The 14,804-nt window shown below is 71.7% G+C and carries 11 protein-coding genes; 9 read left to right on the forward strand and 2 right to left on the reverse strand.

What is annotated here, in order from left to right; translation table 11 throughout:
- Window positions 1-2 precede the first annotated feature (2 nt).
- Window positions 3-3,713, reverse strand: a complete 3,711-nt coding sequence (locus LX83_RS04340; protein WP_253767282.1) for a WGR and DUF4132 domain-containing protein — start codon at window positions 3,711-3,713, stop codon at window positions 3-5.
- A gap of 248 nt (window positions 3,714-3,961) precedes the next feature.
- Here LX83_RS04340 and LX83_RS04345 point away from each other — a divergent pair, with 248 nt between their 5' ends.
- From LX83_RS04345 to LX83_RS04360, 4 genes are all read left to right on the forward strand, one after another.
- A complete protein-coding gene (locus LX83_RS04345) occupies window positions 3,962-4,579 on the forward strand; it encodes a response regulator transcription factor (protein WP_407649476.1) in 618 nt (205 codons plus the stop codon).
- A gap of 94 nt (window positions 4,580-4,673) precedes the next feature.
- Window positions 4,674-5,093, forward strand: a complete 420-nt coding sequence (locus LX83_RS04350; protein ID WP_253767285.1) for an ATP-binding protein — start codon at window positions 4,674-4,676, stop codon at window positions 5,091-5,093.
- 120 nt (window positions 5,094-5,213) lie between these two features.
- On the forward strand, window positions 5,214-6,653 hold the full coding sequence (locus tag LX83_RS04355; protein ID WP_308203917.1) for a PAS domain-containing sensor histidine kinase: 1,440 nt from the start codon (window positions 5,214-5,216) through the stop codon (window positions 6,651-6,653).
- Window positions 6,650-7,042 (forward strand): response regulator, encoded by a 393-nt coding sequence (locus LX83_RS04360; RefSeq protein WP_253767287.1) that lies wholly within the window; start codon window positions 6,650-6,652, stop codon window positions 7,040-7,042. The genes LX83_RS04355 and LX83_RS04360 overlap by 4 nt, the downstream gene beginning before the upstream one ends.
- Before the next feature lie 18 nt (window positions 7,043-7,060).
- Here the strand turns inward: LX83_RS04360 and LX83_RS04365 are convergent, their stop codons facing one another.
- Window positions 7,061-9,526, reverse strand: a complete 2,466-nt coding sequence (locus LX83_RS04365) for an ATP-binding protein (protein WP_253767289.1) — start codon at window positions 9,524-9,526, stop codon at window positions 7,061-7,063.
- 345 nt (window positions 9,527-9,871) lie between these two features.
- On the opposite strand from LX83_RS04365, the gene LX83_RS04370 reads away from it, so the two are divergent.
- Genes LX83_RS04370 through LX83_RS04390 form a run of 5 tightly spaced genes read left to right on the forward strand, consistent with a single transcriptional unit; the run spans window position 9,872 to window position 14,728 of the window.
- Window positions 9,872-10,354, forward strand: a complete 483-nt coding sequence (locus tag LX83_RS04370; RefSeq protein ID WP_253767291.1) for a hypothetical protein — start codon at window positions 9,872-9,874, stop codon at window positions 10,352-10,354.
- Between the two features lie 58 nt (window positions 10,355-10,412).
- A complete protein-coding gene (locus tag LX83_RS04375) occupies window positions 10,413-12,374 on the forward strand; it encodes a WXG100-like domain-containing protein (protein ID WP_253767293.1) in 1,962 nt (653 codons plus the stop codon).
- An 8-nt stretch (window positions 12,375-12,382) separates the two neighbouring features.
- Window positions 12,383-13,198 carry an ESX secretion-associated protein EspG gene (locus tag LX83_RS04380; protein WP_253767295.1) on the forward strand — a complete coding sequence of 272 codons (816 nt, stop codon included), beginning with the start codon at window positions 12,383-12,385 and terminating at the stop codon, window positions 13,196-13,198.
- 41 nt (window positions 13,199-13,239) lie between these two features.
- The gene (locus LX83_RS04385) at window positions 13,240-13,869 is read left to right on the forward strand and encodes a YbaB/EbfC family nucleoid-associated protein (protein ID WP_253767296.1); all 630 of its coding nucleotides are present in this window, start codon (window positions 13,240-13,242) and stop codon (window positions 13,867-13,869) included.
- A gap of 34 nt (window positions 13,870-13,903) precedes the next feature.
- On the forward strand, window positions 13,904-14,728 hold the full coding sequence (locus LX83_RS04390; protein WP_253767298.1) for a WXG100 family type VII secretion target: 825 nt from the start codon (window positions 13,904-13,906) through the stop codon (window positions 14,726-14,728).
- Window positions 14,729-14,804: the final 76 nt, after the last annotated feature.

A 14,804-nucleotide genomic window follows, 5' to 3' on the forward strand; every position in this document is an offset into this window, starting at 1 on the left:
CGCTAGCGGGTCAGGTCGGTGAGATCGCGCAACAGTTCCGAGACGACCACCGGGTCCAGTGTCCCGAGCGTCACCTCGCCGTTGGCCGCCGGTGGGCGCCAGTCGCCGTGGGTCGCGGTGCTCAGCCAGATGTCGGTGAGCTTCTGCTCGGGCCAGTACGCGGGTTCGCCGGGGATGATGCCCGGGTCGAGGCTGATGGTGACGGTCCGGCCAGCGGCGATCGGGAGGTAGGTCCAGCACTGGACGCCGGCGTCCTGCGGTGCGCCGCGCACCCAGCCGCGGCGTTCCAGGCCGATCACCTTGACGGTGGGCACGGTCCGGCCGGCGAACCTGGTGATGGTGTGAGTGGCGCGTTCCTCGTCGGTGAGGTGGTGGGTGTCGCGGCCGAGCTGCGGGAAGGGTTGCAGGATCTCGTAGTCGGCGAACACCTCCGACCAGGCGTCCAGGTCCGCGCCCAGGTGCAGCGGGTGGGCGATGCCCACGGTGTCCTCGCCCAGTTCGACGCTGTCGTCGTTGACGTCGGCGAGGGTGCGGTCCTCGGCGACCCGGAACGCGCGCACCAGATGCCCGGCCTCGTCGTAGCTGGCCCACACCAGGCGGCGGACCAGGTGCCAGATCAGCGGGTGGTCGACGAACAGCGCCCGGAACTCCGCGGCCGGCCAGCGACGCTGGGTGACCATGGCCCGTTCGAGCCGGCGGAGCTGGTCGGCGACCACGGCGCGGGCGTCCTTCTTCAGCGCGGCGAACCGCTTGTGCGCGGCCGGTGCGAGGTCCTGGTCGTCGCGGGCGCCCGGCTTGGGCAGGTCCTTGCGGCGGGTGCCGTTCTCGTCGGTGACGTAGGGCTTGAGCTGTTCGTCGAAGCCGACCACGAACCTGCGCGGTCCGTAGTCCAGCGTCAGGCTGCCGTCCGGGTTGAGGCCGAGGTCGGGAACCAGCCGGTCGGCGAGCTGCTCCGCGGTCAGCCCCAGCTCCTCGGCGATCTGGTTGACCTTGTCCTGCGCGCGCTCGCGCAGGGCGCGGAACTTCACCTTCTGCGCGATGCCGTGCAGGTGCATGAGTGCCACGTCGGTGCCGATGCTGGCGAGCACGTCGAGTCCGGCGACGGCGCGGGCATGACCACCCACCCCGGGCCAGGCGCGGATCAGCGGGGTGAGCAGGCGGACGGTCTCGTCGTCGCCGAGCCAGCCCAGCGCGGTGAGCACCCAGCCGTCCTTGGCCGGCATGCCCGCGGACTGCCAGCTCTGGAACAGCGCCCAGCCGAACTCGGCCAGCGACTCCCGGTCGCACGCGTCCCGCACGATGTCCACCCCGGCGTAGACGTCGTCCGGTGTGGACATCGCCAGCATGGTGCACAGGTGCTGGATCGCGGTGCGCGGCAACGCCTGCGCGCGGTCTGCCAGCAGGATCTGCGGGAGCGTGCCGGGTTCCAGCCAGGCCGGCAGCGCGGGGATGCGCGGTGGCAGCACCTGGAGGGGATCGGTGTCCAGGATCGAGCGGACGACCTCGACGGCCTGCTCGCCGTAGTGCGCTGCGGCCCGCAGCACCTCGGTGGCGTGTCCGCCCGAGGCGATCGCCCGCAGCGCGCTCTCCGCGGCCCGGCGCTGCTTGCCCGGGCTGCCCACGGCGGTGGGCACGAGCCCGCGCGCGGCGACCTCGGGATGCCGGTGGAACCAGGCCAGCGCGGCCTGGCGAACCGACTTGAGCCGGGTGAACCAGTCGGCCATCAGCAGGGCGATCTCGGTGCTGGCAAAGGGCATTAACAGCACGGTGGCACCCTGGCGCGGGTCGTGCCTGGCGACGTGCATGGCCGGTCCCAGCGCGTCCAAGCCGTACCGACCGATCAGCCGCCTCAACCAGCCGTCCGAGCTGTAGGTGTCCCGTGGGCGCCAGTCGCGCAGCAGGGGTCGCACGACCTCCTCCGGACCCTTCACCATGAAGGCGACCGCGTTCCGGATCTTTCCGGTGGTGAACTCGGCGGCCAGGTCGGCCCAGTCGCGATCCGCCCGGATCGTCCAGCGGTCGAACCAGGTCTGCTGGTTCGCCCACTCCTCCTGCTCGCCCGGCTGCCAGGCGATCTCGGTCGTCTCCGGTGCGACCAGACCGGTGATCACGGTCGGCTGCACCGCCTTGGGACGGGACAGCCACGGCGGGGACACGAGGACGGACGGCAGCGACTCGGCGGGCGCCTCGGCAACGCCGCTGGACTCGGTGATGGCCTCGATCCGCTCGCGCAGTGCCGCTGGCAGGGCCGGCAACAACGCCGTGACCAGCGTGGGCCTGGCCAGCACGTGGGAACGAAGCAGGGCTGCGGCCGTGCGCGCGGCGGAGCTGTTGGCCGCAGCCTTGGCCGCGAGCAGACGGAGTCCCCTGGCCGGGTAGCGCCGCAGCGCGTCGAGCACGACCGGCTGCACGTACTTCTGGTCGACCCGGTTGAGCAGGTGGTCGAGGGCCTCGTCGGAGGGGAGCGCCGCCAGCGTGGCGAGCAGCCGCTTGCTGATGTCGGCGGCGTGGTTCGGTTTGTCCAACCAGCGCGCGAGGGTGGCGGCCGCACCGGCGCCGACTCCCTCGACGAGCGTGGGAAGCGGCGCCGGATACCGCCACAGCAGCCAGGTGTTGAACAGGTCGGCGACCTGGTCGAGTTGCTCGACCGAGGTGAGCGAGCACAGCAGCAGGTCCACGCCGGTCGCGTCACCGGTCGACGCCGCGGTGGCGCAGTCCTGGCTGACCCAGTCCGTCCTGGTGGGCAGCAGGAACGACACCACGATCCGCTGCAGCGGGCAGCCGCCGCGGTAGTCGGCCAGGGCCTCGGTGACCGCGTGGTAGTCGTCGTCGCCGGCCTGCGCCAGGAACGCCCTGAGTCGGTAGATGGCGGTGCGGACGGCACCACGCAGCACGACGTGCTCGTTGTCGCCTGGAGCCCACGGGCGCAGGTGGACAGCGGAGGCGTCATCGCCCGCGGTGACCAGTCCAACGAGTTCGACCACGGCTCGGGCGGTGAACACCACGCCGTGCGTGGTGAGCCACGCGTCGGTGAGCCCGCCCAGTCTGTCGTCTTCGTGCCAGTTGAGGGAGTGGGCGAACGCCCTGGCCACCGCCGCCGCCCCGAGCGGGGTCATGGACTCGTGGTCGCGTGGCGGGAGCGTGGCGTGGTCCAGGTAGGCACGGCCCTGGGCGGCCAGTTCGGGATCGGTGTCCGGCGAGTCGAGAATCCGCTGGATCACGCCCCTGAGCGTGTTCGGGGCGAGCTGTTCCCGCTCGACGTCCAGGTGCTGCCAGAGGGTCTCGGCGGCGCGCTGGTCGAGCACCACCCGGGGACCGGGAACGCCGCCGCGCCGGGGGTGCAGCGTGCGCCGCCAGGCGGGCGGGATGTCGAGGACGTCCTCGCTGGCGAGTTGCTCCGCCAGGTCAACGGGTTCGGCGCTGGGCTCGGTCGCCGCGGCCGCGGCCGGGAGTGACGCGTCCTCCTGGGCCGAGGGGCGCGCCGCGGCCGGGAGCGCCCCGTTCGGGGCCGCGACCTCCTGGTAGCCCTTGCGGACCTTGTCGGCGACCAGTTTGTCGTGGTGGGCCTGAGCCGCCGAGGGCGAGGCGAGTTCCTTGGTCTGGGTCTGTCCGCTGGTGCCCATCCGACCATATCGGACGGTGACCGACCGGCCGGCCAGGTCGATCTCCCAGAACTTCTCCGACCGCTCCGCCACATACTCGAATCGCCGCACGCCCACTCCTTGGTCCGGTGTTGGCGCAACCCTAGGAACGGGCACCGACAATCCGTCGCGGGTGACCGCTGCCCGCCCGCGGCGCGCCGAGTGCCGATCGCCGGCCTGATGAGGGCAGTGACGAGGCCGGGCCTTCGGGGTGAGCGCCGGTCGGAGGCGGACACTACGATGGGGCGCCAGCACCACCAAGAACCAGGGGACACTTCCGCATGCCACCGTCATCGACGAGCCCACCGAGACCGATCCGGGTGGTTCTGGTCGAAGACCACGACATGGTGGCCGAGGCGATCGCGCTGGCGCTGGAGCAGACGGCCGACATCCAGATCGTGGCCAAGTCCCGGTCGATCGCGGCGGCGCTCGTCGACACCCACCAGTGCGAACCGGATGTGGTGCTGCTGGACCGGCGGCTGCCCGACGGCGACGGGATCACGGCGATCAGCAAGCTCACCGCCGCGGCGGCCGGCGTGCGCGTGCTGGTGCTGACCGGCGAGGCCACGGCCGCGGTGGCCGCCAGGGTGGCCGAGGCGGGGGGCGCGGGCGTGCTGCTGAAGTCGTCCCGGCTCGACGAGTTGCAGACCGCGGTCCGACAGGTGGCCGCGGGCGAGGTGGTGTACGGGTCCGGGCTGCTCGCCGGGGTGCTCGACGTGCTGGCCCACCGGGGCCGCGGTGGCCTGGCGCTCACCGCGCGTGAGCACGAGACGCTGCTGCTGATGGCGGACGGCGCCAGCACCGAGCAGATCAGCGAGCGGCTCGGGGTGGCCCGCAACACCGCGCGCAACCACGTGCAGCGGGTGCTGGAGAAGCTGGGAGCGCGGTCCAAGCTGGAGGCGGTCGCCATCGCGCGCCGTGAGGGCCTGCTGGGCTGATGCGTTTGCATCAGTGCGCGGATGTCGGGTGCATCATGCGCACCTGACGTCGCTGCGTCTCGTGATCACGGCTGGGCTGCCGAATAGTGCGATCGTGGACAACCGGTTCCCGGCGCGCGCCGAACTCAGCCTGCCCGACGACAGTCGTGGTGTGGCGCTGGCGCGTGAGTTCGCCCGGAAGGCCCTGGTTGCCTGGTCCTACCCCGGCTGGCACGACGACGTGGTGCTGATCGTGTCCGAGCTGGTCAGCAACGCGCTGCGGCACGGAAGGGGGGCTCCGGTGCTCCGCCTGGCCAACACCGGCGCCAGGCTCCGCGTGGAAGTGGCCGACCAGAGCCCGGTGCTGCCCACCCTGCGGCCCGCCGGCGCGACCGGCGGCTGGGGCCTGCGCCTGGTGGGGCGGCTCGCCGCCGACTGGGGGGTCGTCCCGGAGGACGGCGGCAAGACCGTCTGGTGTGAACTGGTGCCCCGACTCGCCTCGACCACCGCCGAGGATGAGCCGGTCGTGGTCTGAGACACACCGGCGCCGCCCGCGCCGGACCACCCGCGTGCCGACCACCCGCCGGTCAGGCAAGGTAGCGGTATGCACGACGGCTCCACCCCCCAGCGGCACGACAGGCGGATCCCCCCACCGGTGCGCCCGCCGGACACCGCCCTGCGGCTGCTCGTGCAGAACGTGCTCGACTACGGGATTTTCATGTTGGACACCCGTGGTTACGTGGTGACTTGGAATGCGGGTGCGGAGCGGATCAAGGGTTATCGGGCTGATGAGATTGTGGGGCGGCATTTTTCGACGTTTTATCCGGCGGAGGATGTGGCGGCGGGTAAGCCGGATTGGGAGTTGGAGGTGGCGGTTGCTGAGGGGCGGTTGGAGGATGAGGGGTGGCGGATTCGGAAGGATGGGTCGCGGTTCTGGGCGAACGTGGTGATCACGGCGTTGTTCGACGAGACGGGTGAGTTGCGGGGTTTCGGCAAGGTGACCCGCGACCTGACCGAGCGCCGCATGGCGGAGGAGCGGCTGCGGGAGAGCGAGGAGCGGTTCCGGCTGCTCGTGCAGAACGTGCTCGACTACGGGATTTTCATGTTGGACACCCGTGGTTACGTGGCGAGTTGGAATGCGGGTGCGGAGCGGATCAAGGGTTATCGGGCTGATGAGATTGTGGGGCGGCATTTTTCGACGTTTTATCCGGCGGAGGATGTGGCGGCGGGTAAGCCGGATTGGGAGTTGGAGGTGGCGGTTGCTGAGGGGCGGTTGGAGGATGAGGGGTGGCGGATTCGGAAGGATGGGTCGCGGTTCTGGGCGAACGTGGTGATCACGGCGTTGTTCGACGAGACCGGTGAGTTGCGGGGCTTCGGCAAGGTGACCCGCGACCTGACCGAGCGCCGCATGGCGGAGCAGGCACTCAGCGAGGGCCGGCGGCTGCTCAGCCACCTGGTCGAGGTGCAGGAGATGGAACGCCGCCGGATCGCCTGGGACGTGCACGACGACTCCATCCAGTCCATGGTGGCGGTGGGCATGCGGCTGCAACTGCTCGCCAGCCAGTTGCCCGAGGAGCACGCGACCGCACTGCGTCAGCTCGACGAGTCGATCCGCGACACCATCGGCCGGCTGCGCAACCTGGTCTTCCGGCTCCGGCCGCCCGTGATCGACGAACACGGCCTGATCGCGGCGCTGTCCAGCTACATGGCCGAGGCGTTGCCCGCGTCCCGGCTGTCGCACTCGCTGCGTGACGAGCTGCACGAGGAACCCAGGCCGGAGACCGCGGTCACCATCTTCCGGATCTGCCAGGAGGCACTCGTCAACGTGCTCAAGCACGCCAGGGCCAGCGCGGTCGAGGTGTCCGTGCGCACCGTGGACAACGGCACCCTGGTGCGGGTGGTGGACAACGGCGTCGGAGTGGACGGCCCGGTCACCAGGCAACCGGGCGGCGACCACTTCGGCGTGCTGGAGATGCGGGAACGCGCCGAGATCGCCGGGGGGTGGTGGGCCATGACCGGTGAACCCGGTAGGGGAACCACCGTGGAGTTCTGGTTGCCCAACCTGCCGATCCTGCCCCTCCCGGAGCGGCCATGACCACGCCACCGCGGTCGCGTGTGCTCATCGCCGACGACGACGCGATGATCCGGTCGGCACTGCGCGCGGTGCTGGACGCGGAACCGGACCTGGAGGTGATCGCGGTCGCCCGCGACGCCGGGGAGGCGGTGGTGCTCGCCGAGCAGCACACCCCGGCCGTGGCCGTGCTGGACGTGCGCATGCCCGGTGGCGGCGGCACCCGCGCCGCCAGGGAGATCCGGCTGCGCTCGCCGAACACCCGGCTGCTGGCCTTCTCCGCCCACAGCGAGATGGGCGCGCTGGACCAGATGCGGCGGGTGGGCGTGACCGAATGCCTGGTCAAGGGCGTGTCCAACGCCGAGATCGTGGCGACCGTGCGACGCCTCGCCCAGGCCGCCCCCGGTCAGTGAGCCGCGGCCCCCGGCTGCTCACCCCGACGCCTGGGCCTCGTCCGAGCCCAGCTCGTGGTACAGCTGCAGTGCCCGCTCCCGATGCGCCTGGGCCAGCTCGTGCTGCCCCGACTCGGCCGCGAGTTCGGCCAGCGCCGAGGCGGTGCGCGCCTGCCAGAGCAGGTCGTTGCTGTCGACGAACTCGGCGCGCGCCTCTTCGAGGCAGCGCAGCGCGCTGTCGAACTCGCCGAGCTGGCGGTGGGCGAGGGACTGCCCGTACCGCGCCCTGGCCGCCGACCACTCGTGGCCGTTGGCCAGGAACAGCCGCACCGCCTCCTGGTAGCTGTCCACCGCGTCCCGCCACCGGCGCAGACCGGCCAGGTCCTCGGCGATCGACAGCAACGCGATCGCCGTGCCGCCCTTGGCGTGGTCGGGCGCCCGCGCCGCCAGCGCGCCCCGGTAGCAGGACAGGACCTGCTGGTGGATCTCCAGTGCCCGGTCGAACTGCTGCTGCGCGCCCAGCGCCACACCCAGTGCCGACAGCGCGGTGACCTCACCCAGCAGGTAGCCGGCGGCCCGGAAACTGGCCACGGCCTGCTGGCACTGGTCGATGGCGCGGTCGGGTTGGCCCAGCCGGACCAGGATGGCGGCCGTGTAGGTCATGGCCCAGCCGGCTTCGCGCTGGTCGCCGACCTCACGCGCCGCCTCCAGCGCCTGGACCAGCACGGCGAGCGCCTCGTGGTTGCGGCCGAGGCAGTAGTAGAGCGCCCAGGCGAGGAAGTTGAGCAGCACGGCCTCGTCGCGGCGCCGGCCCAGCGCCCTGGCCGCGGCCACGCCCAGCCGGAACAGCTCGTGCCAGGGGTGCGGCTGCACCCGCACGTCCGAGTACCAGTGCATGGCGATGGCCAGGGCGAGCACCCGCTCGTGCCCACCGGCCCGCGCCACCGCCCTGGCCGCCGGCCACCAGTTGGCGATTTCCACGTCCAACCAGGACAGTGCCTCGGCCCGGTTGGTGAACTCCGGCCGGGGCAGGTCCGCGGTGTCCGCCCGGTCGGCGGAGCCCGCGCGCTGCTCTGCCGGCAGACCCTGCCGGTCCGGGTCGAAGAAGCGGCCGGCCCGGGTGGCGGTGTCGACCAGCCAGCCGGCCACCCGGTCGGCCGAGGCCGGCCCGGCGTCCGGCTCCTCGGTGGCCAGGGTCTGCGCGGCGAAGTTCCTGATCAGGTCGTGAAACCGGAAACGGCCCTCGGTCGGCGCGAGTTGCAGCAGGTTGGCGTCCACCAGCTTGTCGATGGCCTCCTCGGCGGCGAACAGGTCGACACCGGCCGCCACCGCGCCCAGGGTGACGCCGAAATCCGGGCCGGGCACCACCGACAGCCGGCGGAACATCAGCTTGGCCGCCGGGTCGAGCTGCCGGTACGACAGTGCGAAGGCCGCCCTGACCTGCACGTCGCCCGCGCTGAGCAGGGCGAGCTGCCGCTGCTGGTCACCGAGCTGCCTGGCCAGGTAGTGGAACGTCCACTGTGGTCGGCTGGCCAGCCGGTTGCCGGCGATGCGCAACGCCAGGGGCAGGTGACCGCACAGCGCGGCCACCTCCGCGGCGGCGGCGGGCTCCGCCGCGACCCGGTCCGGTCCGGTGATCTTGGCCAGCAGGGTCACCGACTCCTGCGCGGTGAGCACGTCCAGCAGCACCCGGTGGACCGCCTCCAGCCCGGCCAACACCTGCCTGCTGGTGACCAGCACGAAGCAGCCGGGGCCACTCGGCAGCAGCGCCCGCACCTGCGCCTCGTCCGCCGCGTTGTCCAGCACGACCAGCACCCGGCGGTCGTGCAGCAGCGCGCGGTACAGGGTGGCGCGTTCGTCCAGCGACTGCGGGATGCGGGCCTCGGCGATGCCCAGGAAGCGCAGCACCCGGGACAGCGCCTCGGCCGGGGACAGCGGCTGCTGGTCCATGCTGCGCAGGTCGAGGAAGAGCTGGCCGTCGGGGAACTGGTCGGCGACCCGGTGGCTGACCGCCACGGCGAGGCTGGTCTTGCCGACACCGGGCAGGCCGGAGATGGCCGCCACCCGGTTGGTCACCGCGGTCCCGTCCGGTGCGCCCGGGGCTGGCCCGGCCACCGCGCCCGTGGCCAGCTCGACCAGCCGGGCCAGTTCCACCGCGCGTCCGGTCAGGTCGCCGATGGAGCTGGGCAGCGCGTGCAGCGCCGTGACCGGCCAGTCCGGCTCGGTCGGTGTCGACCGCGCCGGCCGGCGCCGGCCGAGCCGCGCGGCGGCGGTGAACCGGTCCCGCTCCGCCTGGTCCAGCCCCAGCGCGGCGCTCAACGCGTCGACCGTGCGTTGCTGCGGGCCACGGGCCCGGCCTCGCTCGATGTCGCTGATCGCGCGTACGCTCAGTCCGGAAGCGGCGGCGAGAGCCTCCTGGGTCAGGTTCGCCGCACGTCGGTAACTGGCCAGCAGAACACCGAAGTCACGTGCGAGCCGCGTGTCCGAGTCGCCGCCCCCCGCCATCCACCACTCCCCGCGAACCCGCCGATCCCGCGCTTCCCTGCGTGACCTCAGCCCCCAGCGCTCGGGGTCACCTAAGCGAAAAGAATCTTCCCACAGCCGGCAGAACTAGCCGTACGCTAGTTCTGCCGGTTGTTCTTCGTGGCCATCCGCGCGTGATCCGCGCTAGGGTCGCCGTCGCAACGCTGGTGTCAACCGTCATGTATGAAGCCAGGAAAGCTGTGCACTCAAGGCCACATCGCCAACGGCATGTCGATCATGGCGTAGTCTCGCGCGGGTCACGCGCCTCCGGCGACATCCGGCCGTGGGTGCGATTCGATCAAGACCTCTTCCGCCAAGGGAACGCTGATGAATGAGGCCACACCCACAGAGTCCGGTGCCGCAGCCGCGCGGGCGGCGGCCGCGGTCCAGTTGGTGAACACCGCGCAGCAGATAGCAACAGCCCCGAGTGTGGCCCAGGTCGCGATCCTCGCCAAGCGGATGGCCTCCTTGCAGCAGGCTGTCAGATCCGGACAGGTGGTCCTGGACAAGGAGGCGGGAAACGCCCTGCTGTCCATGTTGACCGAGCAGATCGACCAGGTCGACAGCTGGGCGCGGCGGGCGAGCGCGATGGCGCGTCGAGTGCCCATCGGGCAGAACCCGGTCGGCGAGGCCATGGCGGAGAAGATCGAGCGCCGGGCGGGCTCCGACGCGGAGCACTCCTTCGGCTCGGTGCTGACCAACTACCGCGGTGTTCTCCAGGACGCGCACGACGCGGTGTCCGGGGCCATGGCCCGCTACTCCGAGGTTGAGCGTTCGAACGCGGAAACCTTCACCAGGCTGGTCGACTGACCGCGCGCCCCACGCAGAGAACACCCCTGATTAGCTCGGTGAGGAAGAGAGACTTCTGATGGCACAGGACGAGCAGGCCAGCCAGTTATCTCCTGGCGCGATGTTCACGGTCGCGGCGATCGCCGAATCGCAGCGGCTGCGTCAGGAGAACGGACCCGCGCCAGACTCGGACCTGGTGCTGACCACCACCCAGAACTGGGCGTCGATGTCGCACCGCGACCTGTACAACGCGGTGCACATGAACAACGACCCCGGGCAGATCGGGCAGCTGGCCTCGGAGTGGACCAGCATCGGCACGGAGATGGCCGACGCCACCCGGGTGATGTCCGAGAAGCTGGCCGCCACCGAGTCGGGCTGGCAGGGTGAGGCCGCCGAGGCGGCCAGGGACGCCATCCGCCAGTTGATCGACTGGAACGGCTCGGCCGGGCAGACCGCCGAGGCCATGGGCCGCGCCGTCAACGACCAGGGCCTGATCGTGGCGGCTGCCAGGATGACCATGCCCGAACCGGTGGAGTTCGACGTCAACGCCACCCTGGCGATGGGCTTCGCCAGCGGCGGGCTGGCCGGCTTCGCCGCGGCCGTGCAGGACGTGCGGGCCAAGAGCGAGCAGGCGCGGTCCGCCCACGAGCAGGCTGTCGCGGTGATGAGCACGATGGAGTTCAACTCCCGTGCGGTGGACAGCGGCATGCCGCGGTTCACCCCGCCGCCCAACCCGGTCGCGGACGGGGCGATGGGTGGCGGCGGCGGAGCGCGCATGCTGCGCAGCGATCGGACCGTCGCCGAGCCGACCCTGCACAGCGGTGTGGTGAGCGACGAGACGCTGGCCCGCAGGCCCACCGTCGGCGGCGAGGGTGTGGACGGCAGCGGCCAGTCGCTGACGACCCCGATGTCGCCGCTGTCCGTCCAGGCCGGTGGCGGCGGCCAGTCGGGCGCCACCCCGCTGGTGACGCCGATGACGAACGTGCCGGGAACGGTCGGTGGTGCGTCCTGGTCGGGCATGGACACCGGTGCCAGCGGTGTTGGCACGCCGGCCGCGGCGAACATGCCCTCGGTGGGCACCGGGTACTCGCCGGGCCAGGTCCAGGGCGGCGGCACCGCGTCGATCCCGCAGTTCAACCCGGCCGACTACGTGCCGCAGACGGGTGGCTCGACCACCACCAACCAGTCCGGCTACGCCCCGTCGGTCTACACGCCCACGGCGCAGACCCCGTCGTCCTACAACCCCTCGACGTTCAACCCGGGGACCTACGTCCCGGACACCACGCACACGTCGTCGTACAGCCCTCCGGCGACCACGACCGGCGGGTACACCCCGACCCCGTACAGCACCGGCGGCCTCACCACGGGCACCGGCAAGAACGGCGCCCCCAGCTCGTCCACCTACAACCCGAAGACCTACACCCCGGGCAGCGTGGACCCCGCCGCGTACAACCCCGCCGCGTTCAACCCCAACAGCTACGTGCCGGGAACCAGCACGGGCGGCCCGGGCGGCACCTCGGTGCCGAAGATGCCCCCTGTGCCTGGTTCGTCCACTCAGTACCCGATGCCCGGTGTCGGTGGCGCCGGTGGTGCGGCCGGTGTGGCCGGTGCGGGTGGTGTTGGTGGCCGCGGTATTGGTGACTTCCCGTCCAAGAGCGGTCTGCTCACCGGCGGTGGCATCGGCGGCGGAGGCGGCGGCGTCGGCGGAAGCGGCTTTGGCGGCGGCGCGGGTGCCGGCGCGGCCGGCGGCGCGGGCCAGGTGCCGGGCGGCGGCAGCGCCGCCGGCGCGATCGCGGGCGGCCGGGCCGCCGCGGCGGCCGGGTTCGGCCCGGGTGGCGCGGCCGGCGCCGCGGCCAGCCCCGGCCAGACCGGGATGGGCGCCGGGATGGGCGCCGGCGCCGCGGGTGGGCGCAAGGAAGAGGACAAGGAGCGCAAGTCCGCCGGCTACATCAAGGGTGAGCCGATCTACGAGGAGCCGGAGCGGATCGTGCCCGCGGTCATCGGTGAGACCTTCAAGAAGAAGCGGAACCAGGCTCAGTGAGGGCGCAGGTGTCGATCGACGTTGACTACGTCCTGTCCACACAGGAGTTCGACATCCTGTGGGCCGACCTCGACCTCGGTCGGGTGCCCTACCCGCTGACCGTGCCCAGCGTGGGCGCGACCATGGAGGAACGGGCCGAGATCGCGACCGACGTCCGGCAGGCGTTGCAACGCCGAGGCCTGTTGCGCGAGACCGGGAATCCGGGGCAACCGGCCACCCGGTCGGACGTGGACCCCGAGCTGCTCGACCTGCTGGAGGTGCTGGCCGCGCCGAACATCACGGTGGACGCGGTGGGCTACACCGACGGGCCGATCTGCGCGCTGGCCTCGGCCGGCCGGCAGGTCGGTGTGCTGGCGTCGCTGACGCCGGAGGGGCTGCTGCTGGCCGGCATCCGGCCCACCGCGCTGGCGACGTCCATTGTGGAGGTTCTGCCGCCCGGGCAGGCCGGGAACAAGCAGGCGCTGTCGTTCCCGCTCCGGGCGCTCCACCACGCGGTGAACAGCGAGGACGAGGAGTCCGACGACCCGTTCGGCGAGGAGGACTCCGAGGTGGCGGCCCTGACCAAGGCCGGAGTGACCGCGGATGACGCGGCCACCATCCTGGCCCTGGCCAACGACTGGTCGCGCGGTGGGCAGTTCGGCGTGACCGCGGGGTCGGGCAGTCGCGCGCAGCGGGGCGGTACGCTGCTCACCTGGTTCGACGGTGGCGACGGCCGCTATCTGGTGGTCAACGATGGTGAGTGGCTGAGCCTGGCTCCGGCCAACAGCCAGCGGATCGCCGCCCGCATCGAGGAAATGATCGCCAGCGTGGCCGGGGGCCAGTGACGTCGACGCACTGGGCAACGCCGCCGCAGGAATGAGGAACAGTGGATCCGGAAAAGTGGCTCGCCGACTTCGAGCAGCGGATCGAGGATATGCGCACGAAGTCAGCCGAACTCGAAGAGGGCATCGCCAACTCGTCGGTGACGGTGTCCAGTCCGGACGGTTCGGTGCGGGTTACCGTCGCACCCAACGGTTCCCTGCAGTCCCTCGACCTGGGGCACCGGGCCTGCGACCTGGGGCCGGGTCGGCTCACCGAGCTGATCATGCAGTCGGTCCGCAAGGCGCAGGCCCAGGCCGCGCACAAGGTGGCCGAGGTGTTCGCGCCGCTGGGCGGGGGCACCGAGGCCATGCAGCTGTTCAACCAGTTCCTGCCGCAGCCGCCCGAGGACGACGACCCGGCCGCCACGGACGCCCAGCACTACCTGCCCGCCGAGCCGGACCGGTCCCAGCCAGCGCAGGCGCCGTACCAGCAGCAGCCCCACCACCCGCAGCAGCCCTACCAGCCCCAGCCACCGTACCCGCCCGTGCGGCCGCCGCTGCCGCCCCAGGCCCCCACCACCGGGCCAGCGCCAACGGGACGGCCGTTCCCGCCCGGGCAGGGCACCCCGCCGCCGGCCCGGCCCCGTCCACGGCCGCAGTCCGACGACGATGACGACGACGTCGAGCTGTGGTGATCAGCAGGACGGCAACCACGCGGCGGACTGAGCGATGACCATCGAAGTGACCTCGGAGAACCAGTTCAAGGGGGCTGGCATCTTCGAGGCGTACAGCGGCCTGGCCACCTCGATCAACAGCGAGTCGGAGAGCGAGACCGAGAAGGTCCTCGACATCACCTTCGCCTCGATCGGGGCGGCGGCGTCCACCATCGGCCTGGTGATCGACCCGTTCGGCACCCTGCTCACCGCGGGCGTCGGCTGGCTGATCGAGCACGTCAGCTTCCTGCGGGAACCGCTGGACATGCTGATGGGCGACCCGGACGAGATCCAGGCCGGGGTTGACGCGCTGAAGCGGCAGGCGGACGAGGTCCGGCAGGTCGCCGAGGACCACAGGGCCGCGATGGCCTCCTTCGACGGCTGGACCGGTCAGGCGGCCGACGCCTTCCGGGACAGCATGGACCGGCTCGGCGGTGAGCTGGACTCGCTGGCCGAGACGGTGGACACCACGGCCAAGGTGACCGCGGTCACCGGGGTCCTGGTGACCACCCTGCGCGACATCGTCCGCGACCTGATCGCCCAGTTGATCGCCGAACTGGTGCGGGGCGCGCTGGTCGCGGCCGGTGCGGCGTTCCTGACCTTCGGCGCCAGCATCGCCGGGTTCATCGGTTACGCCATCGGCCGGGCCGCCGCGGTCGCCGCCCAGATCGGTGCTCGGATCTCCCGGCTCATCGCGGCCTTCGCCCGGCAGGGCTCGCGCCTGGCCAAGCTCGGCGACGCCATGGGCGACCTGTCCAAGAACTTCCTCCGCTTCGCTGACATCGCCGACGTGGGCGGGGTGGGGCACGAGATGGCCAAGGCCGGCGGCGCCTACGAGTAGGACCGCGACCACCGACATCCGCACCAGGGCTCAACTATCCACTGTGGATGACGAGAAGACGTGGTTCGACGTGGCG

Source organism: Goodfellowiella coeruleoviolacea (genome assembly GCF_024171785.1).
GTDB lineage: Bacteria > Actinomycetota > Actinomycetes > Mycobacteriales > Pseudonocardiaceae > Goodfellowiella > Goodfellowiella coeruleoviolacea.